31 protein-coding genes are annotated in these 26168 nt (G+C 37.4%); 10 read left to right on the forward strand and 21 right to left on the reverse strand.

Annotated features, from left to right (window positions below; translation table 11 throughout):
* Nucleotides 1-277 precede the first annotated feature (277 nt).
* The gene (locus tag BDR01S_RS21095) at nucleotides 278-763 is read left to right on the forward strand and encodes a YhcN/YlaJ family sporulation lipoprotein (RefSeq protein ID WP_066255744.1); all 486 of its coding nucleotides are present in this window, start codon (nucleotides 278-280) and stop codon (nucleotides 761-763) included.
* 647 nt (nucleotides 764-1410) lie between these two features.
* Here the strand turns inward: BDR01S_RS21095 and BDR01S_RS21105 are convergent.
* From BDR01S_RS21105 to BDR01S_RS21115, 3 genes are all read right to left on the reverse strand, one after another.
* Entirely contained in the window at nucleotides 1411-1599 is a 189-nt protein-coding gene (locus BDR01S_RS21105) for a hypothetical protein (protein WP_066255749.1), read from the reverse strand.
* A 328-nt stretch (nucleotides 1600-1927) separates the two neighbouring features.
* Nucleotides 1928-2218, reverse strand: a complete 291-nt coding sequence (locus tag BDR01S_RS21110) for an AzlD domain-containing protein (protein WP_335582581.1) — start codon at nucleotides 2216-2218, stop codon at nucleotides 1928-1930.
* A gap of 85 nt (nucleotides 2219-2303) precedes the next feature.
* Complete coding sequence (locus BDR01S_RS21115) at nucleotides 2304-3182, reverse strand: LysR family transcriptional regulator (RefSeq protein WP_244889029.1); 879 nt, start codon at nucleotides 3180-3182, stop codon at nucleotides 2304-2306.
* 401 nt (nucleotides 3183-3583) lie between these two features.
* Between BDR01S_RS21115 and BDR01S_RS21120 the strand changes: the two genes are divergently transcribed.
* The 7 genes from BDR01S_RS21120 to BDR01S_RS21150 all read left to right on the forward strand — a co-directional run bounded on the left by BDR01S_RS21120 (nucleotide 3584) and on the right by BDR01S_RS21150 (nucleotide 8242).
* Nucleotides 3584-4471 carry a DMT family transporter gene (locus tag BDR01S_RS21120; protein ID WP_066255756.1) on the forward strand — a complete coding sequence of 296 codons (888 nt, stop codon included), beginning with the start codon at nucleotides 3584-3586 and terminating at the stop codon, nucleotides 4469-4471.
* Between the two features lie 678 nt (nucleotides 4472-5149).
* Nucleotides 5150-5638: a CBO0543 family protein gene (locus BDR01S_RS25915; protein WP_066255760.1), complete on the forward strand. Its 489-nt coding sequence runs from the start codon at nucleotides 5150-5152 to the stop codon at nucleotides 5636-5638.
* A 288-nt stretch (nucleotides 5639-5926) separates the two neighbouring features.
* The gene (locus BDR01S_RS21130; protein ID WP_066255762.1) at nucleotides 5927-6172 is read left to right on the forward strand and encodes a spore gernimation protein GerQ; all 246 of its coding nucleotides are present in this window, start codon (nucleotides 5927-5929) and stop codon (nucleotides 6170-6172) included.
* 16 nt (nucleotides 6173-6188) lie between these two features.
* Nucleotides 6189-6557: a spore coat protein gene (locus BDR01S_RS21135; protein ID WP_066255765.1), complete on the forward strand. Its 369-nt coding sequence runs from the start codon at nucleotides 6189-6191 to the stop codon at nucleotides 6555-6557.
* A gap of 18 nt (nucleotides 6558-6575) precedes the next feature.
* The gene (locus tag BDR01S_RS21140; RefSeq protein ID WP_066255767.1) at nucleotides 6576-7712 is read left to right on the forward strand and encodes a zinc-dependent alcohol dehydrogenase; all 1137 of its coding nucleotides are present in this window, start codon (nucleotides 6576-6578) and stop codon (nucleotides 7710-7712) included.
* 17 nt (nucleotides 7713-7729) lie between these two features.
* On the forward strand, nucleotides 7730-7924 hold the full coding sequence (locus BDR01S_RS21145; protein WP_066255769.1) for a hypothetical protein: 195 nt from the start codon (nucleotides 7730-7732) through the stop codon (nucleotides 7922-7924).
* A gap of 18 nt (nucleotides 7925-7942) precedes the next feature.
* Nucleotides 7943-8242, forward strand: coding sequence for a spore coat protein (locus BDR01S_RS21150; RefSeq protein WP_066255772.1), 300 nt, complete (start codon nucleotides 7943-7945; stop codon nucleotides 8240-8242).
* A gap of 234 nt (nucleotides 8243-8476) precedes the next feature.
* Here the strand turns inward: BDR01S_RS21150 and BDR01S_RS21155 are convergent, their stop codons facing one another.
* The 7 genes from BDR01S_RS21155 to BDR01S_RS21175 form a co-directional block, all read right to left on the reverse strand.
* Complete coding sequence (locus BDR01S_RS21155) at nucleotides 8477-9571, reverse strand: L-dopachrome tautomerase-related protein (RefSeq protein WP_066255773.1); 1095 nt, start codon at nucleotides 9569-9571, stop codon at nucleotides 8477-8479.
* 303 nt (nucleotides 9572-9874) lie between these two features.
* A complete protein-coding gene (locus BDR01S_RS26545; RefSeq protein ID WP_268874703.1) occupies nucleotides 9875-10009 on the reverse strand; it encodes a hypothetical protein in 135 nt (44 codons plus the stop codon).
* A gap of 55 nt (nucleotides 10010-10064) precedes the next feature.
* A complete protein-coding gene (locus BDR01S_RS21160) occupies nucleotides 10065-11357 on the reverse strand; it encodes a WD40/YVTN/BNR-like repeat-containing protein (protein WP_066255774.1) in 1293 nt (430 codons plus the stop codon).
* A gap of 316 nt (nucleotides 11358-11673) precedes the next feature.
* Nucleotides 11674-11811 carry a hypothetical protein gene (locus BDR01S_RS25490; protein WP_157406228.1) on the reverse strand — a complete coding sequence of 46 codons (138 nt, stop codon included), beginning with the start codon at nucleotides 11809-11811 and terminating at the stop codon, nucleotides 11674-11676.
* 132 nt (nucleotides 11812-11943) lie between these two features.
* Nucleotides 11944-12909, reverse strand: a complete 966-nt coding sequence (locus BDR01S_RS21165; RefSeq protein WP_066255777.1) for an MBL fold metallo-hydrolase — start codon at nucleotides 12907-12909, stop codon at nucleotides 11944-11946.
* Nucleotides 12910-13196: 287 nt separating this feature from the next.
* Nucleotides 13197-13703: a hemerythrin domain-containing protein gene (locus BDR01S_RS21170; protein WP_066255779.1), complete on the reverse strand. Its 507-nt coding sequence runs from the start codon at nucleotides 13701-13703 to the stop codon at nucleotides 13197-13199.
* 181 nt (nucleotides 13704-13884) lie between these two features.
* Nucleotides 13885-14406, reverse strand: coding sequence for an ECF transporter S component (locus BDR01S_RS21175; protein WP_066255782.1), 522 nt, complete (start codon nucleotides 14404-14406; stop codon nucleotides 13885-13887).
* A 534-nt stretch (nucleotides 14407-14940) separates the two neighbouring features.
* Here BDR01S_RS21175 and BDR01S_RS21180 point away from each other — a divergent pair.
* Together BDR01S_RS21180 and BDR01S_RS21185 are read left to right on the forward strand one after the other, a co-directional pair.
* Nucleotides 14941-15879: a COX15/CtaA family protein gene (locus BDR01S_RS21180; RefSeq protein ID WP_066363322.1), complete on the forward strand. Its 939-nt coding sequence runs from the start codon at nucleotides 14941-14943 to the stop codon at nucleotides 15877-15879.
* Between the two features lie 70 nt (nucleotides 15880-15949).
* On the forward strand, nucleotides 15950-16870 hold the full coding sequence (locus BDR01S_RS21185; RefSeq protein ID WP_066260098.1) for an NAD(P)H-dependent flavin oxidoreductase: 921 nt from the start codon (nucleotides 15950-15952) through the stop codon (nucleotides 16868-16870).
* A gap of 183 nt (nucleotides 16871-17053) precedes the next feature.
* Here the strand turns inward: BDR01S_RS21185 and BDR01S_RS21190 are convergent, their stop codons facing one another.
* The 11 genes from BDR01S_RS21190 to BDR01S_RS21240 all read right to left on the reverse strand — a co-directional run.
* Nucleotides 17054-17581 carry an EamA family transporter gene (locus tag BDR01S_RS21190; protein ID WP_235846627.1) on the reverse strand — a complete coding sequence of 176 codons (528 nt, stop codon included), beginning with the start codon at nucleotides 17579-17581 and terminating at the stop codon, nucleotides 17054-17056.
* A 130-nt stretch (nucleotides 17582-17711) separates the two neighbouring features.
* Nucleotides 17712-18296 carry a class II aldolase/adducin family protein gene (locus BDR01S_RS21195; RefSeq protein WP_066255785.1) on the reverse strand — a complete coding sequence of 195 codons (585 nt, stop codon included), beginning with the start codon at nucleotides 18294-18296 and terminating at the stop codon, nucleotides 17712-17714.
* Nucleotides 18297-18314: 18 nt separating this feature from the next.
* The gene (otnK, locus tag BDR01S_RS21200; protein WP_066363323.1) at nucleotides 18315-19544 is read right to left on the reverse strand and encodes a 3-oxo-tetronate kinase; all 1230 of its coding nucleotides are present in this window, start codon (nucleotides 19542-19544) and stop codon (nucleotides 18315-18317) included.
* 227 nt (nucleotides 19545-19771) lie between these two features.
* Nucleotides 19772-20695: an NAD(P)-dependent oxidoreductase gene (locus BDR01S_RS21205; protein WP_066255789.1), complete on the reverse strand. Its 924-nt coding sequence runs from the start codon at nucleotides 20693-20695 to the stop codon at nucleotides 19772-19774.
* Between the two features lie 98 nt (nucleotides 20696-20793).
* On the reverse strand, nucleotides 20794-21471 hold the full coding sequence (locus BDR01S_RS21210; protein ID WP_066255790.1) for an aspartate/glutamate racemase family protein: 678 nt from the start codon (nucleotides 21469-21471) through the stop codon (nucleotides 20794-20796).
* A 39-nt stretch (nucleotides 21472-21510) separates the two neighbouring features.
* The gene (locus BDR01S_RS21215) at nucleotides 21511-22317 is read right to left on the reverse strand and encodes an energy-coupling factor ABC transporter ATP-binding protein (protein ID WP_066255792.1); all 807 of its coding nucleotides are present in this window, start codon (nucleotides 22315-22317) and stop codon (nucleotides 21511-21513) included.
* A complete protein-coding gene (locus BDR01S_RS21220; protein WP_066255794.1) occupies nucleotides 22314-23177 on the reverse strand; it encodes an energy-coupling factor ABC transporter ATP-binding protein in 864 nt (287 codons plus the stop codon). Before BDR01S_RS21220 ends, BDR01S_RS21215 begins: the two co-directional genes overlap by 4 nt.
* Nucleotides 23174-23923, reverse strand: a complete 750-nt coding sequence (locus tag BDR01S_RS21225) for an energy-coupling factor transporter transmembrane component T (RefSeq protein WP_082797527.1) — start codon at nucleotides 23921-23923, stop codon at nucleotides 23174-23176. The genes BDR01S_RS21220 and BDR01S_RS21225 overlap by 4 nt, the downstream gene beginning before the upstream one ends.
* Before the next feature lie 124 nt (nucleotides 23924-24047).
* The gene (locus tag BDR01S_RS21230) at nucleotides 24048-24647 is read right to left on the reverse strand and encodes an ECF transporter S component (protein ID WP_066255797.1); all 600 of its coding nucleotides are present in this window, start codon (nucleotides 24645-24647) and stop codon (nucleotides 24048-24050) included.
* A gap of 68 nt (nucleotides 24648-24715) precedes the next feature.
* Entirely contained in the window at nucleotides 24716-25690 is a 975-nt protein-coding gene (locus BDR01S_RS21235) for a nucleoside hydrolase (RefSeq protein ID WP_066255799.1), read from the reverse strand.
* Nucleotides 25691-25866: 176 nt separating this feature from the next.
* A partial coding sequence (locus BDR01S_RS21240; RefSeq protein WP_218007888.1) for a BtpA/SgcQ family protein occupies nucleotides 25867-26168 on the reverse strand: 302 nt, incomplete at its 5' end.

Below are 26168 nucleotides of genomic sequence, written 5' to 3' on the forward strand. Positions count from 1 at the left end.
TAAGAAAAGGAGCAGCCGCAACAATTCCTTTGTTTAACTCTTGCACCCGATCCTTTAAATACGTTCTTTTCAATCCCTTCTTCACCTCTTCAGTTCTCTTAAATAATGTACTCACCTTAACCGAGTAATAAGTATAAAAAATGGAAAGCTCTACACGGGTTTTATCCACCAATTCAAAGTAAATATATTATTTGAATAACTAAACCATCATATGACTAATCTTTATAGGAAATGGAGAACTTAATCTTGTTAACTAAATTCACGGAGGGAATACACCATGAAAAAGAGCCTAATCTTAATTGCAATCCTTTTATTTAGCCTTGATTTAACAGGGTGTGCCAGAAATAACGTAAATAAAAATGATCTTGTGAATCGTGATCAAAATGTAACAAGAAACAACATCAACAACGTCAGGAACAATAATGATTCCAGAATGAGAGTTGCTGATGATGTTGCTAAAAAAGTAACCGACCTGAAAGAAGTGGACACGGCAAATGTCATTGTTACAAAAAATAATGCATATGTAGCCGTAAAGCTCTCACCTACATCCCAAAATGAGGATACTAATAGTATTGAAAATAAGATTTCACAAAGAGTGAAATCCACTGATCGAGATATTGATAATGTATATGTATCGGAAAACCCTGACTTTTATGATCGCATGAACACATATGCCTCTGATATTCGAAATGGTAGACCAATCTCAGGTTTCTTTAATGAGTTTACTGAAACAATTCGTAGAGTATTCCCTAAAGCCAAATAAGGTGAATAAAAAATGCTTGGCAATATGCTAAGCATTTTTTTATGATGTTCTTAGGATTAATTATCCACCATTAGATTTGTTATGATGTTGAATAAGGTCTTGACATAAATAGCTAGAGAAAAAAGTTATTGATCTATAATTTATTGAGTTCTTTTTAAGGTTACTTTCTTGGAAACATAAGTGGAATGACATTCATTTTGACATAGCAATCATAAAAGCAAAACTCGCCACAGTATTGGCGAGTTCTCTTCTTTATGGGGGTTCTGCTCCCTGATCAACTAAAGCACCCGTTAGTGAAAGAAGATTCGCTTCTAATCTAACTTTTATCCATTTTACCTTTATTACTGAATGCCCAATTGAAAAAGGTTCCGAACACAACAAGAAGTAAAGTTAATACTGCATTCTCAATCCAATTAAACGATTTATGAATAATAAAATGGTACAAACATAAAGAAATATATAACAATAGTGTAAAGCAAATTTTACGTTTTAATCTTTTCATATCTATCCTCTTCCGCGTTGGAGATTTATATTTTTTCAGTTAAAATTTAAAATTCTCCATATATCCATTAAATCCTTCTTAAACAAACCTGCCACGTTAGTTGAAGAAGAAAATAAAATCTTTATTTTATAAAAAAAAGAGAGCCTTAGCTCTCCAACAATCGGTTAACTTTCTGAATCTCCCCTTCAAATAACCTCATGTCCAACGCGTAATCATCATGACCATCAAATGAATCCAACATATCTTTTTCTTGATGTAATGTTATCAAATACTGCTCCAATGAAAACCCACCACTTTGGATTGTATTCTCAAACACAACTTTAAATCTGCTCATTTATTTCACCTCGACAGATAGTATTTCCAATACAATAAATGAAATTCTTATTTTATTACCAAATATAAAAGGACCATTTAGTTCCTTTTGGCTTCTTCAAGTAAAGCACCCTTTACTTTAAGTACAATACTTCACAATCTTTTTTACACCTCAATAAACTCCAATCCCTTAAATGTGTTGTCCATGCAAAAAGACACCTTCTTATTAAAGAAAAGCGTCCAATTGCTGAAAATCTTAATAAAGGAATCTATACTTCACCACCACTATTTCTTATTGTGCTAGCGCATCCGTTCGCTTAAAATGAAACCCTCCGAACCCTTCTACACATTCACAAAGAAAATAACCATCGCGCTAGAACAAACGCTAAAACCCCTGCAATAACTGTCCATAATAAACTACGAGTTTTGATAGCAACTAGTACAGATACAATCGCTGCTAATATTTCTTGGTTTAGCGTTATGTTTACTTTATTTTCATAAATAAATAACTCTTGCCCGACTAAGGCTGCTAAAATGGCAATCGGGACAAAATGCAGCCAGTTTTGTATACTTTCTGATAGTTTCATTCGACTGAGTACCATTAGCGGAACTACTCGTGGAATGAACGTCACAAGTGCCACCGCAAATTCACAAATAAATGCAGGAGGAGCTATGAGAAACGCAAGGAATTTCTACTGCTTATATTAACAATACCGAATTGAATTTTTAAGAATATTCTTTAGAAATCCATGTTTGCACATATGTTAAAAATATTTGCGTAGAAGTTGAAAACATTGTTGTGTCTTTGACGGCAACTCCTAAATCTCTATATGATGGAATTTCTAATTCTTTATATACTACCTTGCGAGATATATTCTTTAATACTAACTCAGGCAAAATACTAATTCCTAACCCTTTTTCAACCATAGCAATAACTGCATAATCATCTTTTTCAACAAATTGAACATTTGGCGCTATTTGATGAATTGTAAATATCTCTGATATCTCATCATCGGCACCTTCATAAAGTTTTATGTATGGATATCTTGATAAACCTGAGATTGGAAAAAATGCGTCATGTGCACGAGGATGATTTTCAGGCAAAACAACGACTAATGGGTCTCTTCTTAGGAATATCGTCTCTAACTGCTTATTAGCGGGCACTCGAACAAAAGCGCAATCTAGTCGCCCATCCATAAGCCACTTTCCATTTTCTTGATACGTACCATGTAATAATTCAAATTGAATTTTTGGAAAGTCCAATCTAAAATTCTTTATCATGCCCGGAAGCCATTGTGCTGACACACTAGTAAATGTTCCAACTCTGATTAGACCTGATTCTAATCTATGTATCTCGTCTAATTTGTTATTCAGATTATGTTGACAATTCAATACGGCCTGAATATATGGTAATAGTTGCTTCCCATCTGAAGTAACAGTAGCACCTGAACGGTCACGGTTCAGAATCTTCAGTCTGAATTCACTTTCCAATGCATTTAACATATGGGTGATACCAGACTGGGTGTAACCTAGTGTCTGTGCAGCTTTTGTCAAACTCCCTAGTTCAATTGTTTTCAAAAAAGCCTCGTATTGTGAAATATTCAAAAACAGTCCTCTCCTTCATGAGTAAATCTTATGATTTTCATTAAAAACATGAGTTTTACTAATTTAATAATGCGAATTATAATGAAAACACTGGAAATTATCAAGAGACAAAACGGTTTACAAAAGGATAAGGATAAGGAAATACTACCGCTACACGCTTGGTAAACTAATTAATACACGACGAGGTGAAAGTTAGATTACTTGTGTAGTCCTCCAGTTTTATTGCATGTTTCCACGCAGATTGTCTGGAAACAACGTGCACCACGTATCTCGGCTGAACCCCAATTAAAGTAAATGATGGAACCAAAAAATATAAAAATTAAAAATTGTAGAAGTAAAGACGATTTTGTAGTAGTAAAAGGGTTATGAAATTACAAATTATAAACAACGGGGGATTAGAGATGAAAATACAATTAAAAGCTGATTTAATGCTACTAATGGTTACATTTTTTTGGGGTGCATCCATCTTACTTACAAAGGTTGGTCTCAATTACATAGAAGAATATAATTTAATCGCATTACGATTTATAATTGCTTTTCTTTTATCAGGTATAGTATTTTACAAGCACTTAATCAAAATTGATTTTAAAACTGTAAAATATGCGTTTATATTAGCTTCTATTTTATTTATAGTATATATTTTTGCGACTTTTGGTACAAAGTATACAAGTGTTTCTAATGCCGGTTTCTTATTGGGTCTCACAGTCATCTTTATTCCAGTATTATCATCTATATTTTTAAAGCAAAGACCTGAAAAAAAAATTGTATTGGGGATTGTTTTAACCATAATAGGAATAGGATTATTAACGTTAAATAACGAATTAAAGATAGCTAATGGTGATATATTATGTATCTTATCTGCTTTATTTTATGGGGTTCATGTCATCGTTACTGGAACAATGACTAAGCATGTTAATTCAATTACTCTTGGGGTAGTACAACTAGGTTTTGTCGGCCTATTTAGTCTCATTTTCTCAATGTTTATGGAAACCCCAAAACTTCCTGACACTGTTGAATCATGGTTTTCAATCTTAGCCTTAAGCATATTTTGTACAGCAATAGCTTTCATTGTTCAGGTTATTGCACAGCAATATACTAGCCCTACACATACAGGTCTTATTTTTACATTAGAACCTGTTTTTTCAGCAGGTTTTGCTTTCTTTTTCACGGGTGAAACGTTCACATTTAAAGGCTACTTAGGTGCAGTACTCATATTATTAAGTGTATTAATTGCTGAGCTAGATTTTAAAAGTCCATTAAAACTAAATTATAAAAATAATATGGAATAGATATTTCGCCAAGGTAGATACATATACCTCTAAGACAATAAAAACCCCGTATTCGGTCATTTTCATCCGTTTTCGTGGTGTTTCATATTCGGGAAATACTGCGATAATCTTGTTTTTTTATAAAAACACAATCTCCATTTTTCTTGGGATATCTTGTTTGTACTGCCTGCCTTAGCGTACAAAATTCGCATTTAGTTGTTTTGCTCGTTAGTTTACTAACTAGCTTATAAAATGGTCATTTGTAAAACTCCCTAAAATGTTCGTTTAAGGGAGTTTTTTTAACATCCATCATTTTGTTTGTCACTTTAGGAGATAACTTGCACTTATTTTAAGTGCTATTTTGCACATCCAACCTTAAAAACCCAGCTACCTTCACATGGGAAGATTAGCTGGGTTTCTTAATTATTTACATCCAATCATTTATAGAACTATTCTGATCAGTTTAGTAAAAAAGGGACTGCTCTTTTTTCAGCAATCGTGCCCGATTGTTGAAGATCTTAACTACTTTTTCTTATTTCACTAACGCACCCGTTTGTTTAAGTGAAAATGTTCACAATTAGGAAACAATTTTATATCAAAATAGAGCCTTGTTTATTCATTGTATACTTATCTAATTTTCGAATGTCCTAAGTATAACCACCTGCATCAGAGATAACCTAACTTATGGAGGTGCTAAACATGGGCCGAAAATTTGAAAAAAACCTTATAAAATTGCTTTATTTCTTTGGTATTAGTTCCTTTATTTACTTAATTAAAAAACCACTTGCAAAGGACTGGCTCCTTGTTTTCTTTATTAAAAGTTATTATGCATCATTGGTCGATAAACTGGTTGTAAATAAAGGTTTTGTTAAATATCCCACCCGATTTCCAAAACAAGTTAAAACAAGTGTGGTGTTTGATTACATAATCTTCCCAATTTCTTGTGTCTTTTATAATCAACTGACTAAGGATTCTCGCATCGTTCAGTGCCTTTTAAAAGTTCTGTATTTCAGTATACCGATGACTATTACTGAGCTATGGCTAGAAAAAAATACACAGCTTGTTAAATATAAAAAGGGGTGGAATTGGAAAACCACTTTTTATTCGCTTTCTTTTTCCTTTTTATTGGTCAGATTTTCAATGTCTGTTATAAGACGTCTCTTCAATAATAAATACGATTTTTCTTAGATGGAGGTTCATAATCAACAATAAGAGTAAAAAGGATGGGGCATTTCTTCTTCCTTTCGTATTATAAGTTCAACCAGATATTTCTGGTTGAACATTTTTTTTAGCTACAAGAAAAAAGACCGCCGCAGCAATCATCCTCAGCCATCACAATAAATGAATTTCCCCCACTTGAATATTCCAATCATTTGAGATAATTTACCAATTTCAAAAAAACATTAAAGAATGTTTCCCTCCTATTTTTGGAACAATACAATTGATTGTATTAAAGAATAAGGAGGTTAATTAGAAATGGATAATCAAAAATTAGCCGATCATGAATCATTGGATTTACATGAAGTTATTAATTTCAAAACCCTTTGCTTAGCGAAATCAAAACTAATGCAAGGATTGGTATTTGATCATGATTTGAGAGCATTAATGCAAAAAGATGTTGAACAATCCATGCAAGCGCTTGGAGAATTACAGGCCATTTATCAACGCGCACCTTTTGAAGCTCCAGTTCCTCAAAACCGGCCAACACCAATAATAAATTGAAAAGGAGGCAAATTCATTGAACCAGGACTATTTAGACCCTATAAACGCGCTACACGTACCAGAACTAGCAGATACCACATTTGCGATGGATTTACTTCTTCGTGCCAAAGAAGGTGTGCGCAATATTGCTATCGCATTAACGGAGTCTGCATCACCTGATGTTAGAACCCTCTTACGAAAACAGTTAATGCTAGGTATTGCCATGCACCAAGAAATTACAGAACTTATGATTAATAAAAAATGGTTCCATCCATACGAACTAAGTGAACAGTATAAACTAGATCAACTCTCTGCCAACAATACATTGATGATTGGCAAAATGAATCTATTCCCTGTTGAGACAAATAGAAAAGGTATGTTTGACCGGACACCTGATGAACACTAACACTGGAGGCTGTAACAAATGAAGGCAGTAACGTATCAAGGTATTAAAAATGTTGTAGTCAAAGAAGTTCCAGATCCAAAGATTGAAAAACCAGATGACATGATTATTAAAGTAACGAGTACAGCTATATGTGGGTCTGATTTACATTTAATTCATGGCATGATTCCTAACCTGCAAGAAAACTATGTTATTGGTCATGAACCAATGGGAATCGTCGAAGAAGTTGGTCCAGGTGTGACTAAACTAAAAAAGGGAGATCGAGTAATTATTCCCTTTAATATAGCATGCGGTGAATGCTATTACTGTAAAAGCCATTTGGAAAGCCAATGTGATAATTCTAATGATAATGGTGATATGGGTGCCTATTTCGGATATTCTGGTACGACGGGTGGCTATCCAGGTGGGCAAGCTGAATATTTAAGAGTGCCATTTGCCAACTTTACTCATTTCAAAATTCCAGAGACTTGTGAAGAACCAGATGAAAAGTTAGCAGTTATTGCCGATGCGATGACTACTGGTTTTTGGAGTGTTGACAATGCAGGCGTAAAGGATGGAGATACAGTTATTGTTCTTGGCTGTGGTCCGGTTGGTCTTTTTGCTCAAAAATTCTGTTGGCTTAAAGGAGCAAAGCGTGTCATTGCCGTAGATTATGTAGACTATCGTTTGCAACACGCCAAACGTACCAACAAAGTTGAAATTGTAAATTTCGAACACTTTGAAAATGTGGGAATGCATTTGAAAGAAATGACGAAGGGCGGCGCTGATGTTGTCATTGATGCAGTTGGTATGGACGGTAAAATGACTGATATAGAGTTCCTTGCGAGCGGAATGAAACTTCAAGGGGGAGCGTTTAGCGCGTTTATCATCGCTTCACAGGCAGTTCGAAAAGGCGGAAACATTCAGGTCACAGGCGTTTATGGTGGAAGATATAATGGATTCCCAATGGGTGATATTATGAACCGAAACGTCAATATACGCACTGGACAAGCACCTGTGATTCATTATATGCCATATATGTTTGAATTAGTTTCGACCGGAAAAATTGATCCAGGAGATGTCGTAAGTCATGTACTTCCACTTAGTGAAGCAAAGCGTGGCTATGAGATATTTGACACAAAAATGGATGATTGTATAAAAGTCGTGTTGAAACCTTGAGGAAGGAGGTATAAAAAATGAACTACGCCTTACATGAAGTTCTTGAGGTCCATGAGATGGCTGCATTTAAGACCACTTGTTTAACTAAATCCAAAACGATGAAAGCGTTAGTTACAGATCAGCTATTAAAAGATATTATGCAGCAAGACATTGATGTATCTACGAGACAATTACAAGATTATGCTTCTATCCTTTCCAACGCTAAGCAGTAAATTAGGAGTTGAATGAACATGAATCCAATCATTGAAACTTTAACTGGCATGGATGCACTATCGGATCAAGTCGTTGCAATGGATTTATTGATTGCAGCTAAAAGTGGAGTTAGAAATTATGCCATGGCAGTTACGGAAACAGGAACGCCCGAAATTAAAGAAATGCTCACTCGCCATTTAATGGAAGCTCTTGATATGCATGAACAAATTTCCTCATATATGGCAGAAAAAGGATGGTACCATGCTTGGGATACCAACGAACAAATCAATTTAGATTTAAATAATATCAATACAGCATTGAACTTACCCACTATATAAAATAAAATAGGAGCAGTTTAACATTACCAACCTAAACTGTTCTTAATAAACCATTTATATTTAAATGATGTAAATAACGATTTCCCTCCTTTTGCGACCACCATTTTCTTTTACAATTACAAATTTGATGTCTTTGCTTTTATGAATAGAGCTATATTAAGCTTATTACGACCTATTGGCTCCATGCTTACCCGTTCAAATTTCACAAAAAAATGAACCAACTATTTTTTATTATCAAATGGTAGGAGCAGGAAATTCATCAATTTTCATACGAAGTAAACTATAAGGTTTTTGTCGCAGGTCTTTTCCATAATGAAATCTTGCCTGCCGATGTAATTGGTTCACAATGACATATAAGTATTCATCCGGACCAATCGAAAAAGTATCCGGCCATAAAATTCTCGGATCATGTGCGATGGTTTCCATTGTGCCATTCGGCAATATCTTTCGAATACTATTGTTCTCATAATCTCCAGCATAAATCGCCCCTTTTGCATCTGTAATCATTCCATCAGACGCCCCTTTTTCTCCCCAATACTCCACATGATAAAGTAAATCCATGTCCGGTATATTTCTGTCTCTCAGGGCTTCTGTTGAGATCGAGAACAGATGGCGACTGGTTAGTGGACAAAAAAATAATACCTTTCCATCAGGAGAAATCGCAATACCGTCCGACGCCAATCTAAATCGAGAAGTCCCGCCATCTTTATTTCGATTCATCAACACTTTTCCTTCTACTTTCGGTATAAAATAGGGATCGGGTGAAGTTGAATTTGCCCCATTTAACCGTCTAAACGCGTTTCCATTTTCTAAATCTACGACGATAATAGCTCCTGGTCCTTTGGAAGAAGAATCCGTTATATAGGCATAACCTGCGTTTCCAACACGAAAATCAAATCGGACATCATTCAGGTAAGTTGTTGGCAGGACAACATCTTCTGTAAAGGTGTATACTCTTCTAATTGTATTGGTTTTTAAATCAATAGCGACTAATTTTGCCCCACCTCTAATAGGTTCAGAAAAATTGGGTGCCGCTGTATCTAATACCCAAAGCGTTCCCCTTCCATCAGCAACTACACTTTGGACACTGATGAAAGTCATTGTGATATTCTCGGGGTTAACCAAATTGGTTTGTAAATTAGGATAAGGCTGCAATTTATCCTCAACAATTTCCGCCACCGTAAATTTAACATCGTCTCCCCATTTCGGAAAACAAATGAAAATACGACCAGTTTCCGAAACACTAACACCTGTAGGCATAGTGCCATAAAATGCATAAACTAGTTCCAACTTACCGAAATAATTTTCAATAGGTAGCATAGGCTTCATGATATCCTCCTCAACCATTTAAACGGGATATCACCTATATATGATTTATATTTTTTCTAGTGCATGTTTCTTAATAAGTTTTTCTATACGAAAAGGTCTCCAGATAAAGTAGAATTCAATTTGTAGCTAGCGAAGTTCAATATTCCCGAATCAACGTTAAGCTGTTATAAATAAAAATTAGGAAAATTTTCTTTTTAAACTTTGTGAAGAAATATGCTGCTATCATTGGAGGATTGATTTTTTCGCCTCCCCATTATCTTTCAGAGTCCTTCCCAAAATGCGGCTTTGCAAGCTCTATGAATTTCACCTGATCAATAGACTTTCAAACGGAATGCTTTGTACTGTTTTTTCTAGAACTTCCGTTAATTTTTCGAAGGTAAGCCTTGTGTCACCTGGCATGCCTATTCTTTGATGAAATAATGAGGTCAGTTTTTCCATTATTACTTCTCCAAACTCTATTAATTTCTGAAATTGCTTTTAAGCGATTATCATATTAATTATCCATCATTTGATCCGGGTCGACTATATTGGCAAACGTCCATGTGGCTCCATCGTCCAGTGAGATGTGTCTGGCCATAACTTTTCCACCTTGATAATCGCCGCTTGGTCCTTGATTGACGAGCATTGTACCTTGCGAGCCATCAAAAGTCGGAACTTCTGCTTCGATAAAAATCCCCTTATATTCTACTGGAATTGGAACCTCAACTTCTGCCCAGCTTTTCCCGCCGTCCGTGGTTCGATACAAGGATGGACGTGGAGGCTGATCCATCACACGGATGGATCCAAAGGAGATAAATCCTAGTTGGTCGGTTATAAAACCACCGCCGGTTATTAATCTTTGCTCATCCGCATAACCTGCCTTCACCCAGCTTTTTCCGCCATCCTTTGTTTTGAAAATGGCATTTACCTCCCAGCTCATCGTCTTATCACCTGTCAAAATTAAATAACCATCTTGTTTAGATGTAAAACCTATCAGCCGCATGCGAATCCCTGGCAAAGAATTCGGTACAGGTACTTTCCTCCAATGCTCCCCTTTGTCTGTGGTGAGGAGAATTCTGACATTTTCGCTATCCCCAATGACAAATGCGGTTCTTTCAGGGCTAATTACATAGCTTCCCTCTATCAATTCCTGTTTCGAACCGCTGTAGCCCCCAGCAAATAAATCATATAGCGGGACGGGGACAGACCGCCAATGCTCTCCATGATCATAAGTCACCTTCAACTCTTCATTGACAATCTCATATCGATGATTCTGATCCGGCACCTTAATACCCGCTTCTTTTTGGTACCTATCTTCTAATGGGTCCAGTCCTGCAATGGCCTGTGAGGTATTCTCGATCCGCTCTAACATATAGGTATTCTCGCCCGTTTGCTTGATTCGTAACGTCCATTGGATTTCTTTGACCGTTCCGTCCTTTTGCACCTTTCCCCAGCTGCGATGCGCAGACCATTTCCCTGTTTCCAACTTCGCCTCAAAGGTGACACCTACTGCAAATTGATACTCGTCACCTGCTAAAAGCTGAAACTCGTTATAGCTAACATTTGTAATTCGCTTCCGGGAACTAGTCGTCGTCTCTTGGTATTGCTGTAAATATTGAGTCAAAAGCTGGGAAGCAATCTTTTCTTGAATATGCTCCTTTGGTTTCACCGTTACCGTCAACGACAAGGAATCATTTAAATCTTCTTCGTAATATTGAATATAATACACCAAGCTTCCGGCAACAATGAAGAATAATAGATAAATACTGCCAAACACAATTTTTCGCTTGCGGTTATTGTTTTGCATTCGAACTCTCCATAGAATAAGATGACCTTATATTAACACTATTTGTCTTTTAAAAAGAGTTGTTTACTCCACAGGAATTCCAAAGGGGCATTTTTCAAGGCTTTTTATGAGTCCAAGCCGTGAATATATAACAACAATAGAGTAGCCCCCTACAGAGAGTTACTCTATTATTATCATGGTATATAGTTTTTAATTCCTAAACCTTTGCATCTGAGTTTCTTTTCACTTCTTTTAAATATCATAGTGGACTAGTAATCAAAACCATCATTCTATGTATATTAAAAAAAGGATCATTCAACTAAATAGAGATTCTCTCTTATTGTTTTTTAATAGGCGTAACTACCGCAAATAAATTTTCACTTGGATCCGAAACATTGACCTCAACAACTTTATAGCCATTGCCTCCATTTTTGCACTCGTTTTCCTTTAATGTTTTGAATTGAATGTTATTCATTGTTCTAACTTCCTTCCTAGAAAATTTCTCACAGAAGTTACTATATGCTGTATGTTTCAAAAATGTGCATGAATTTTTTCAAAGTGGTTCTTTTTCATTAATTTAAATTAGATCCAGTTCTGATGTTGAATATCATCTCCACCACAAACTGGTCGGAAAATCTTTTGAAGTAATCACGACCGATTCCCCTATTTTAGGGGTTGAAATACTGACCTGTTGTTTTAATGCCTCTTCCGTTACTCTTTCTACCGGATCTGTCCATGCATGAAAGGCAAGTGTAAAAGCACCCCAATGAACGGGAATTAACAGCTGCCCTCCAAGATCCAGATGAGCTTGTACCGTCTCTTCCGGCATCATATGAATACTGGACCATCGCTCGTCGTATTGCCCGCATTCTAACATCGTTAGATCAAACGGACCATATTTTTCGCCAATTTCTTTAAAGTGAGGACCATATCCACTGTCTCCACTGAAGTAAACCTTCGTCTCCCTGCCTGCTATTACCCATGAGCACCACATGGTAGAATCACGGTCAAATAATCCCCTTCCCGAGAAATGTCTTGCCGGTGTACAAGCCAGTGTGAGTCCTTTGAATTCCAACTCCTCCCACCAAGCATGTTCGGTAACCTTTTCTGAAGGAACGCCCCATTGGATCAAACGCTGACGAACACCGAGCGGTACCATAAACCGGGATGCTTTATCCTTTAATTTACGAATAGAATGATAATCAAGATGATCATAATGATCGTGAGATATAATGATTGCATCAAGTGTCGGAAAATCCTCAAGTTGCACAGAAAGATTACTTTTGTATCTCTTGGTACCTGCCCACGAAACAGGTGAAGGACGAGGACCGAACATGGGATCAAATAATAGCCTCTTGCCCTCTATTTCGAGAAAAAAAGCCGAGTGGCCAAACCAGGTGACCCGAGGAGCATCTGAGATGGAGATCGTCTTAGCTGGCAGGAATGTTTCCGCATCGATTACAGCCTTGGGTCTCCGATTCGTAGCACGTATGAGAGAATCTCTCAGCATACTGATCATTGACTTTAATCCCATAGTCATAGTAGTCGGTAATTGATTTTCGTATTTTTTCATTAATTGGGGTTCTCCTACGTATAGAGTTGATCTTACATGTCCATTTATTATATTATATGTGTTTTCTTTTTGTATCTAAATTCATTTCAAAAGGTGTAAAAAAATGGAGAAACAGATGAAGAAAAGTTCACTAAAATCAACTAAGAAAAAATACAGTCTGAAATTACTAAACTAAAAAAGATTTATTCTGGAACTTACTTGACTACAAAAAAAACACCCACAAAAGGTGGATTAACCCATTTGTGAGTGCTTAAAAGTGGATTAAAAGGCTCGGAGGAGATGCTGTTTCACCCCCGAAACCCCCGTTCAAGTTCCGCCTTTTCCTCCACCGACAGCAATTTCTCTGCCAACGGAAACAGCATCTTTTCTTCCTTAGCGAAGTGTTGTGTTAAGGTAGCATGAGCTTGGACAGCGTATACGGTAATCCATTCCACAGCGGTTTCATCAATGTCCATTCCTGCCTGTTCGGCTTCGGTTAGAAAATCCTCTAGATGCTGTTCCGCCTTTTCATGTTCCGATTCCATCTCTTCGATGGTTCGATCATTCGCCCCGAGATAGCGGGTGATCATCGGGAACAATCCTTCTTCTTCTCGTTTGGAATGGGTCTTCAGCTTATCATTGAAAACTGAAACCTGCTCGTACAATTTCGCAAACAGTTGAATCACCGAAGTTCCCGAATCATATTCTATGTCTTCAGTGATTTCATAGATCAGATCCATATCTTTTCGGAGCGACACATGCTCGTCCATTAGTTGTTGCAGTGGAGCGCTTAAAACAACGTTCGAACCCTTCATCGGCTAATCCCCCTCATCCTGCCATCACCAATCATCCTTGATTTTTCTCATCCATGATGGCTCTATGAACTCTTTTATAAGGATACGCCAAAAGTATCGATCATTGTGTGATGAGAATCATCTAATAGCCCTTTTATATGAATGCCAATCCTCTTAACTAACTTCCCTGCAACTGTAGTATTTAAACTCTTTTCTTTAAACGTCCGACAAGAGGTATTACAACGATACCTGCAATTACGACCTGCATAATATTGCCAGGAACGGAGCCAAATGGCTGGATCCAGTTGCCATAAAGGATTACTTCTGTAAAATAGTAACCTACAACTTTTATGATTAGTGCAGTAGCTATTGCCAGTGTGTTAACAAGGGCTCTTTTTCCGGGTACTTTTTCGGAAATAAGTCCGACTAAGAAGCCCATTGTACCTACGATGACAAATGTAAATGGTGCCCAAAGTGTCCAGCCAGAGATAATATCGAAGAGACCCATCCCGAAGGCACCTGCGATGGCTCCTGTTTTTTTGCCGTAAACCAAGGCTGCGATAAAGAGAGGCACGTTCCCCAGATGAATGAGGCCACCGTTCCCCATTAATGGGAGCCTTATTTGAATAAACATCGTGACTACTAAGGTTAAGGCGATGAAAAGTGCATTGATGACGATGGTTCTTGTGTTGGTTGTTCTTGTTGGTGTGAATGTTGAATTCATTTTGATAACCTCTTCTATTTTAGAATAATAACTTATAGTTTATTATACAATGATAATTCAGAATAATAAATACCTCACCTGCTCCTCTCAAAATACCCCGCTATAGCTGGAAAACTCAAGAATTTCTTCCTTATCTCCCGAAACGAGGATTGCTAATTTTACCATTTTCTGAATTTTCCGCCAAACGTGATTTATTTAACGGTAACCGTTTTTATTTTCGCTTAATCTAAAGGTGAGTCTTTTTTTCTCATACTTGTTAGGGCATTAATTTGAATTCTAACAAGGGGGTTTGGTTTATGTATCAATAGGCATCCTGGATAATCACTTTACTATTTAGTGTTTTTATCATACTCATCTGTTTAAATGGTTTCTTATTCCTAGTCGGCATAGCCATAGTGTTAATGGGAATCCCTTTAAATAACAGTTCACAAAATGTACATAATTATCTTCTTCTACTTAGAGAATTTTGGAAAAAATAGTAACACGGAACATGGGGATGTTTTCGTAATAAGCTACTTTTAAGGAGGGGTGAGCGTGACAATAAAGCGCTTAGCTTTGTTAACGGTTTTACTCACATATTTATTAATTGTCTTTGGGGGCTATGTGGCTTCTTCAAAATCAGGGATGGGATGTGGACCTGAATGGCCTTTATGTAAGGGCGAAATCGTTCCAGCTTTCCATGGCGAAACGTTGATTGAATTCACACATCGAGTGATTGGGGCAATTCTCGGGATCGTTTCTTTTGTGCTATTCGCCAAAATTCTACGAACTGAAAAAAGTTTTTACGTTCGTACAGTTGGATATTGGATGCTTGTTTTGCTTATCATTCAGGTGCTTTTAGGTGCACTCGTTGTGTTAAAAGATTTACCAACAAGCGTTATAGCCATTCACTTAATCATTGCTATGTTCTTTCTAGCAAGACTCATCTGGATCTGGCGGCGAGCAGAAGAGAAAGCGGACATTCAGACGTATCCGACCAACCGTTCTGACCAACAAAAAAGGATAAAAAGACACTTCAATATCGTACTGTTTCTTTTACTATTGCTTTTTGGATTTGGGGCATATGTGAAGCATGAATCCTTGGGAATGGTATGTGGTTCTTTTCAGTGTAGAAATTCGTTTCTCCCCATGACGGTTCCAGAAATCATCCAAACCATTCATAGAGGATTAGCATTCATTTCAGCATTGTACATCTTCTTCCTTGTCTTTTTGTCTTTTAAAAAGAGATGGGATGGGAAACTTCAGAATCGACTTATTTTTTCAGCTATAACAGTTCTCATTCAAATAGTATTGGGAGTCCTGACGATCAATTCGTCTATTGATATCTCATGGGCCATGCTTCACCTTGCAGCAGGCAGTCTCTTGTTTGCCCTTGTAGCTGAAACACGGGTATATATTGGTAGTGCAGCCTATTTGAAAACGAAGCTAAGCATTATAACTAACAATAACGTTCCTAACAAAACAGATTTTTAGAAATTGCGAGTATATCTTCTAGAAATGGGGTGCTTTTTTGAATATTACTCAGTTGAAAATTGGCCATATTATGCCAAAAGTACCGATCATTCAAGGCGGTATGGGTGTAGGTATTTCGTTAAGCGGGCTCGCCTCAGCTGTAGCAAACGCTGGTGGAATTGGAATCATTTCAGGAACTGGGATAACCATAGATGAAATGAGATCACATATAAGGAAAGCGAAAGAATGCATTAAGGATTCCGGCTATATTGGGGTAAACGTTCTTTTCGCCATGAACGACTTTGCTGAAAAAATGAAAGCAGCCATTGAAGAAAGAGTTGATTTCATCATTTCAGGGGCAGGAATTTCTAGAGATATGTATGCTTGGGGTAGAGAAGCCGGCATACCCGTCATCTCGATCGTGTCATCAGCAAAGCTTGCTAAGCTGTCAGAACGCCTTGGCGCTTCTGCGGTTGTTGTAGAAGGCCATGAGGCTGGTGGACACCTTGGGACCGAACGACCTTTATTCGATATATTGCCGGAAGTTGTTTCAGCAGTTAAGATTCCAGTTATTGCTGCTGGAGGAATTATGACTGGAGAAGATCTTGCGCGCGCCCTAAGTATAGGGGCTTCCGGAGTACAGATGGGAACGAGGTTCGTCGCTAGCGAAGAGTGTGACGCACCGTTATCATTTAAAGAAAAATATATTCATTGTGGACAGGAGGATATTATTTTAGTAAAAACAACGGTTGGTCTTCAGGGTCGTGCGATTAAGAACCAATTCACCGAACTTATTTCTGATGATAAAAAGGTGAAAATTAAGAAGTGCATGGATTGCCTGAAAAATTGTTCCTATCGTTTTTGTACGCTAGATTCTTTGCTTACATCTATGAATGGCGATTGCGAGAATGGTCTAGTCTTTGCCGGTGCAAGAGTGCATGAAATCAAAGAAATCCTGCCTGTGAAAACAATCATCAACAACATTATGAGAGAATTTGAAGCTTGTATGTAATATTGACTTAGTGCCTGACACTATAGAGTTAATACCAGAGTGTCAGGCACCTATTTATTTTAAAACGTCCAAAAAGTGCCAGGCACCCTCCAGTCTTGATGGTGCCTGGCATCTTTTTTGTAGTAAATTTCTTGGTGAACATTGGTAAAAAACATGGCGAGGGTGGGAATTCTAGTGGTGTAATCAAATATGTTTTTTTAATTCAACAAACATGTTTGATTGATTTTTTGCATTTTGTTTTGAAGTTTTATTTTTTATTACCAATCTTTTTCTATCTAGCATTGTTGGTAAACTCATACCGAGAATAATGGTTACAATACCTACTATTTGCAAAGTAGTAACCGTTTCACTTCGGTTGGGAAATCGGCGTTTTGTTATACAGGAAATCAACATGCCAATCCATGTAAATTGAAACAGTAGTACAACTGCCATAGAAGCAGGCAAAAAGTTCAAAGAACGACCATGTAAAATATTTGTTAACCCTGTTAAAACGCCTGCAAAAATAAGAATTTCAACACCTTTAAAGCTTAATTTTGATCTGTTTGTAAGAAAGAAAATACAAACGGCGATACAAAAACCGATAAAAAATTGACTGGTAACGGCTTCCGAAACTGAAAAACCACTACGCATCGCTAGTTTTATAATGGTGGAAACTACACCATAACTACTAGCAGCAATAATGATCAGCAAAGGATACACATACATCTTCATAATCTACTTCCTCTTATAATTTTTTATTATGAATTGAATTATGATTCGAAAGGGTACGAAAAAAGGAGCATTTCCATATGAAAATGCCCTGTTTAAATTCCTCTATTTCCGCATTCGTGAACTAGTAAAGTTATAGTCCTTTTCGTAACTCCCATGCAATCTTTGCACTTTCCTCTAATTCTTCTAATCTAAAAAATGCTTCCATGAGATCTTTCCCTGGTACAACCGGGCCATGATGGCTCAAGAGCCAGCCATCACTATCCTTTACACGTTTTTCAAATACATTAAACAGTTCTTGACTTCCCGGTTTTTCATAAGAAATTAAGCCAACATTTCCCAATTTCATTTTCAAATATGGTGTATGATCCGGCATACAATCTGATTCATTTAGCCAAGGTAAACAACTCCAAAGTACACTATACGTACTGTGTGTATGAAGAACTGCACCTGTATCTGGTTTTGTTTTGTAGACTGACAAGTGTAACGGCCATTCTTTGCTTGGTTTTATTTCATCATATTGATTTCCATCCATGTCCAGAACAGCAAATTCCTCTGGTTTCAGCGTTCCAAAGCAAGTTCCAGTAGCAGTAATATAAATTTTATCTTCATGTAAAAAGCTTAAGTTAGCGACGCTTCCCGTAGCTTTTCCACGTTGAAAGAGACTATGGGCAACCCATATCGCATTATTAATCTTCTTATCTAATGTATCTTTCATACTTACCACTTCTCTCTATTATGTTAAAGATAAAGCGCGTAGGAAAAAATCAGAATTTCCAAAGTTTCCACTTTTAAACACGATTCGAATTCGGTGATCCTCTATAGGTATCATGATGGGTACTCCAGGTGCAATACTATCTCCAATATGGTATCCATTGAAACCGAGCCTTTTTGCTACTGCTCCACTCGTTTCTCCACCAGCCACGATGATTCTGTGGAACCCAGCTTGGACAGCAAGTTCTGCTAAATCTGCAGTTGCTTTTTCTAATTTTTCTGCAACTTCTTCTTTACCTTTTTGTTGAATTCGTTTCACATTCTCAGGTGTGTCGCTGCTATATACTAAAATCGATTTTTCTTTGTTTTGAGAAATCACATTCCAAATCTTCTCTACCGATTCTTCACCTGAAAGTAATTTCATGGGATCCATAAAATACGTTTCTCCGCCATATTTTTGATATTCTAAAATCTGGTTTCGTGTCGCTTCACTGCAGCTCCCCGCTAATAGGAACGCAGGTGACTCAGACCGTTCAAATCCATCTGCTTCAGCATTTTTTTTAAACATTTTCGCCAATGGGTATGCTAGACCACTACCGCCAGTAATAAGTTTCAGATTTCCAAATAACTTGACCAGCTTTTGGGCATCTTCTTCTTTCTCGTAATCTGGTACAATATAAAATTTTTCATGCTTATTTTTCATTCTTGCAATAAATTCATTTACTTCTTCATTATTGGAAGAGTCTGAGATTTTAACACTAGGGAACATGCTTTGTGCATTCATTAAACGAACTAGATCACAATCCCACATTGGTGTAAGCGGATGATCCTTCATTGGGCTCTCATGCAATGGGATTCCATTTACATACAAACATCCTTCTTTAACAGTACGCCCATTTACCGGAAGCGCAGGACATAGAATTGTATACGGAACATCTAGCTCTTTCAATACAGCATCACAAATTGGTCCAATATTACCCTCAGGTGTAGAATCAAATGTAGAGCAATATTTTATATAAAACTGTTGTGCGCCTTGCTCCTTTACCCACCTTATTGCCTCAAGTGAATCTTTAACAGCGTCTTTTGGATTTTGAGTACGGGTCTTTAAAGCAATTACATACACTTCTGCCTGAGGAGCCTCATTAACTTTAGATACTCCATTATATAAAACAGTACTAAGTCCACCTTTTACAAAAAAAGAAGCGATGTCACTACCACCAGTAAAATCATCTGCAATAACACCAAAGCGCACTAGATTCACCCCCTTATTATTTTTTAAGGCTCTTTTCGTAAACTTTGTTGCTTTTGGAGCTTTATAAAGGTCATTTACTAAGTTTCTAGGCAATTTTCGCAAATGTTCATACGAAAAGATGCCACGAAGCATCAAGTTATACGGGTTGATGAACTTATACGAAAAGCAACAATCTATGCGAAAATAGCCTTTTTTAAAGATGTATACTGACATTCTAATAATGATTGTTATTTAACCATTTGAGCTTCTTCAAAGTTCTTTTTACGTACCTTTACACCTAACAAATCTTCAAAGTAGCAAATCATTGCATGCTTGTAGTAATCACCTTGTCCGTTATGTAATGCAAGTTGATAAGTTTGCATTGTTCCGCTCAAAGTTGGTAGTGGAATTTGGTATTTCACTAATACTTCATTCATACTTTCCATATCTTTATATGCTCTTTCTAGTGAAAAACTATGTTCAAAATCCCCTTCTAAAACTTTAGGAATCAATGTTTGTGAAGCAAAACTTGATCCTGTTGCGGTCATTAATATGTCACCTAGTTTTTCTGGATCTAAACCAAGTTTTACACCAACTGGTAATAGTTCACTAAAGCTTGCACAACAAATATTTAATGCACAGTTATTAATCATCTTCGTAAGCTGTCCAGCCCCGTTTTCACCCATGTAGAGTACCTGTGTCCCCATACGATCAAGCATAGGTTTTATTGTGTTAAATAATTCTTCATTCCCACCACACATGATACTAAGTGTTCCTTCAATAGTTTTTCTCGGATGACCAGAAATCGGACAATCCATATATTCAATTCCATTCGCTCTGCAGGTTTCTGCAATTTCAATTGCACCTAAATAACTAATGGTGCTAAAGTCAACAATTGTTTGACCAGGTTCCAGATGCTTTAATAGACCGTTCTCTCCTAGTACCACTCCTTTAACAATCTCTAAATCTGGTAAACAGAGAAATATATAATCACTATCTACTGTATCTATACTATTCGTTGTGGTTTTAATTCCTTTTTCCTTGAATGGTTCTAATGCTTTTGGATTTGCATCACATACAAGATAATCAAATTCACCTTCATTTTCACCTTTTGCAAGATTTAATGCCATACCCGTACCCATTACGCCTAATCCAATATAACTTACTTTCATTGAGGAACACTCCTTTTATTTATAATTTATTTCAAGGCTTTATAAAAATTCTCTAGTAGAAGGACTATTAATAATCTTCAGATTTTTTACAATAGAATTTAGCTACCAACTTTATTTAGTTTTTCACTTTCTAACGCACTGATTACCGCTTTTACCGCTTCTTTTGGACTAGTCAACACTGGTAGTCCTAAGGTATTGGTTTCCTTTTCTGCAGATGCCTGTGTAATCTGCGCAAGAACGATCACTTCACATCCTCTTTCTTTCAATTCCGCTGCAGCAAGACAATTAAGACGATCATGTTCTTCCTCATTTCCTGCTTTCAATTCAGTCATAGCCTGCGTATTAATTTGTATATCTACTTCAACTTCTTTCCCCAAAAGGTTGGCAATCCTCTCCAATTGGGCTTTTGTTGCTGGTCCAGATGGTGCAGTCGTTGCAACAACGCCTATTTTTTTATAATGATTGACTGCCTTTTCTAACATTGGACGATCAACCGCAAAGATGGGTACGGATATAAATGGCTTTACAGAATCTACAACAGGTGTCAACACGGTGCATGCTACAATGATTGCATCAACACCTGCCTCCTGTGCTTTAACTGCGATATCTACAAAATCTCGATATAATTTATCATCGATTCCATTTATTTGGTTTGCATAGTACTGAATATTTTCATCAACAAAATTTAAAACCGTTACTTCTGGTGCTAGCTTTTTGAAGGCTGCATTTAAAGGTGGCACAGCATTACAGGTTGCATGAATAATACCAATTTTCATATCAATTCTCCTCATATTTTAGTAGTACTAGAGTTTCATTCATCTGATGACTTTTAGCGTATCTATCATTTGGTCAATATTTAATATTTTCTCATTTAAATTTAGTGCATGGCTTAATCGACTGATATGTGGCTGTTTTAGCATTGCTTCTTCCAAAATGTCATGATTCCAGAATATTTCCTGCTTCGTACTATCTGCGACTACTCTCTTATTTGCCATTACGATGACACGTTCAAAATTTTCAACGACAAATTCCATATCATGTGTAATGGTAATAATGGTTTTCCCTTCTTGAACTAATGAATCAATAATGGAACCTAATCTTTTAATTGCAAGAGAGTCTTGACCAGCGGTTGGCTCATCTAAGATAATCGTCTCTGTATCCATCGCAATCACCGAGGCAATTGTTACAAATTTTTTCAGGGAATAAGGCAAATTATACGGATGTATATCTAATAAAGGCACAATTCCCGTTAATTCTGCTGCCTTCATTACGTTTTCTTCAATCTTCGCCTCCGAAAATCCAAGGTTTTTAGGACCAAATCTTATTTCGCTTTTTACATTTTCATGAAAAATTTGATCATCAGGGTTTTGAAATACATATCCTACTTTTTTAGCTATCTGAGCGGTTGTATATTCTTTTGTATTTAAGCCTCCAATAATGACATCACCTTTTGTCGGCTTTAATAATCCATTCATCATTTTCACTGTTGTTGTTTTCCCTGCACCATTTTGTCCAATTATGGCTACCGATTCACCCTTTTCGAAAGACATGCTGACATTTTCAACAGCCGTAAAACCATTTGGATAACGATAGGTAACGTCATTTACCGTTAAAAAACTCATGCTTTCACCCCTTGTAATGACATCCATTCTTTCATCACTTTAATGGAGTCACTTTCCGTAATAGGAATTCTTTCGGTAATCATATTGTGTTTCCGCATTTGTAAATCTAATAGTGTATACTGAGTTAATCCTATCCCATAGTCCTGTGTATCTTCGTGAGAAAGAACATCTTCCGTTCTTCCTTGTCTCATAATCTGTCCATCCTGAAGAACGATAACATAGTCTGCATACTCCGCAATTAATTCTATTTTATGCTCTACTAAAATAATGGTTTTTCCTTTTTTCTTCATAATATCTATTGCTTTAAATATTTCCTCCGTACCCTGCGGATCCAATTGTGATGTTGGTTCATCGAATATGAGAATATCTGGCTCCATTACGATTATTGATGCGAGAGCCACTCTTTGTTTTTGTCCACCTGAGAGTTCATTTGGATTTTTGTCTTGTATATACCCAATGCCAAGTAAGCTAATTATTTCCTGAACCTTCTGTTTAATAACACTGACTTCAACTCCTAAATTCTCAAGGCCAAAGGCAATCTCATCAAAAACGGTTTCTTTCACTCCGCTGATTTGAGTGAAAGGATTTTGGAAGACAAATCCCATCTTCTGCGCAAGATCACTTGTATCCCAATCACGCACATCCTTCCCGTCTATCAGTACTTCACCACTGATATCTCCCTTAAAAAAATGTGGAATAAAGCCTCGAATAACATTACAAAGTGTGGTCTTGCCTCCGCCATTTACACCTACAAAGGCATAAAACTTTCCACTTTCAATATTCAGATTAATATTATGCAAAACCTTTTCACTACCAGTAGGGTACTGGTAAGATAGATTTCTGATCTCTATGCCACTCATAAGAAAAACCTCCAGATCAAGATGAATACAAATAAAATCAATAGTAAGACCCTTACTACTGAATCACTCTTAGTCTTTTCCAATTGATGTAAACTTGTCTTTTTGGTTCTGGCGGTAAATGCCCTGGATTCCAATGTTATAGCTTTCTCATCTGTACTTGAAAATGACGATAAAATCAGAGGAGTTAATGCCGGAAAAAATGCTTTCAATCGGATTCGAAGATTCCCTTCCGTTTCCACACCGCGCGTTTTTTGTGCATCCATTATTCTTAATAAATGCATCCTCATCTCCGGAATAATATTAAGTGCGGATGAAAGCACGTAGGTAGCTTTTGGCGAAACCCCTAATATTTCTAGAGAACGAGCTAAGTCATTTATTTTTGTAATCTGGAAAAATAAAACAATTGCTGATCCTACCGCTAAAATTTTGGAAGTTAATTGTACACTAAAGTCAATTCCTTCTTGTTTGATTGAGAATATTTTCCATGTCCATAAAATTGTATCCCCCGGATAGAAGAATGCTTGCAAAAGAAAAATCATGATAACGATAGAAAGCAAACCCTTGAAGACGATGTCTACAAACAGCTTTGTTTTTCCAGCTATCATAGCGATGAATAAGCACAACACGGGGACCAAATATGAATATAAATATCCTGGTAAAAGTAACGGTGTTATCATCAAAAATAGTGTGATAAAAAATTTAGTTGTTGGGTATAGATTAAGAATAAAGGTTCTTAGTTTTTCCAAATGTGTATCTCCCCTTTCATTTAAAGGTTCATTTTTTTCGCACCACCAAGGCGAAAAAATTGGGTGAAAATCCGTTAATGAGTGGCAAACAGTTTTTCACTCATTAACGGATTACTATATTCTTTTAAGATGCCTTCTTCTTGTTAATATAAAAGTGTCCATAGTTTTGTTTAGCAAGGTATTGATCTGACATCTTCCGAACAATCATATAGGCCACAAATATTGAAAGTATTTTATCGATACTTTCAATAAATATCTTTTGAGTAATAACAGCAGTCCAAATTTCTTTTCCTGAAGCTAAGACAATTGCAGTTAGTGCATCTGATCCGGTTCCGGATGCTCCACCAAAAACAATAACCGTTGTCGGAGTCGCAATTAATATCGCAACAAGCGCCACAATAAAACCAGTAATGGCAACCTTCCAAATTTTTGTTGTCATTCCCTTCTTAGCTAATAAACCTACTACAATTCCGGAAGCCATGGCAACCGGCATGAATGCTAACTGAGTTGGGTTAAATATTCCAAAAATGAGTTTTGAGACCCCTCCTGTTATCGCTCCAACCCATGGACCAGCTACCATCGCAACAATCATCGTCCCAATTTGATTCAAGAAGAGAGGTACCTTTAACAATTCGACTAGTTCTCCAGCAACTACATTAATGGCGACACCAATGGGAATGAGCAAAATTGCAAAAAGTGTAAAATCTTTTTTAATCCCTTTCATATTTCGTCCTCCTTTTTAAATGGGTTTTACAGTTATTTCGCCCCGTTGCTCTTGAAGTAAAATTTATATTAGCTTATAAGGCTCGACCTTTTAGGTTCTAAGGTAGAAATCCGATCGGCAAACCGTTTTGCCACACTTTCCCCATCAACCTCCATGAGGATTGAGGTATTGGCTTCCGGATGACCCCACTGCCCTGTAAATTCTGCGACAGTTTGACCAGCCGTCAGCACCCCCGCCGTCTCAATCGAAACAAATGCCGGCTGCACCTCAAAGAGTTCTGGCCAAAGTGCATAGGCAACGACAGGCAAGTCGTTGAAAAAGACACCTGTCTCCGTTTCTGAAGTAAGCTGCGCTTTGCTGTATGCCTGACGGCGGAATTCGGCTGCCTCAAAGAGGAATGCTCCGGGACGATTACCCGATTCCCTTATACGATCAAGGTTTTCTTTCGAAATCCTCACCTTTGTACATACATCGAGACCAACCTGAACGATAGGCGCACCCGACTCGTACAACACCCGTGCGGCCTCCGGATCACAATTTAAATTGAATGTAGCAGTAGGAGTAATGTTTCCAGCAACGCGGACTGCACCGCCCATGACGATGATTCTTTTCACCTTTTGTGCAATACTTGGGTCGATGGAAAGGGCGAGGGCCACATTTGTCACTGGACCTATTGCCATTATAGTGATTTCATTGGGTGCCTCGTTAACGCGCTTCACAATCTCCATCGCAGCATACCCTTCCGCTACTGAAACTGAAGGTATTGGGAGCTCGACACCACCGAGACCGTTATCGCCGTGAATGTGCTTGGCAAACTTTATTGGACGTATTAATGGTTTGACAACCCCCTTGTAAACAGGAATATCCGTTCTTCCAGCCACTTCAAGTAAAGCAAGAGCATTGCGTGTCGAAGTTTGAACCTCTATATTCCCATACACCGTCGTTATAGCTTCGACTTGAAGTTCCGGGGACGCTAGCGCAAGATAAATAGCCGCAAGGTCGTCAGTACCTGGATCAGTATCGATAATAACTCGTTCTACCATAATTTCTTATCCTCCTTGTATCTTAAATTTATAACGCCTTTTATAGAAAAATATCGAGAGGTGCATTAGCACCAACCCTCATTTAAAAGAGGATTCGGTATAAAAAGGGGGCCAAGTTGGCCTCCCAAAGCCTTCGATACTCTGATTCTATTAAAATTACGGGTACATTCGTGCTACTATACCAATTGATGATTTCTTTCTCTGTTGACTCCCTCGCAAAAGCGGCGTGTTTTCTCTTCGTCAACCGGGTTCGTCATGATATCGTCAATCTTGGCGCCATATCCAAAGACCGCACCATCCGCATATTTGAGAAGATGCGCAGTCTCGACTTTCATTCCACTACCGATAATGATAGGAACATCAGGGACTGCACGCCTAACCGCCTCTAAATTCTCAACCGATGGAGGTTGTGCCGATTCCGCACCGGCCAGAATAATTGCGTCCGCCATTCCACGATAGGCCGTATCCCGAGCCAAAA

Origin of the sequence: Neobacillus drentensis NBRC 102427, from assembly GCF_001591445.1 — a bacterium.
Taxonomy (GTDB): domain Bacteria; phylum Bacillota; class Bacilli; order Bacillales; family Cytobacillaceae; genus Neobacillus; species Neobacillus drentensis.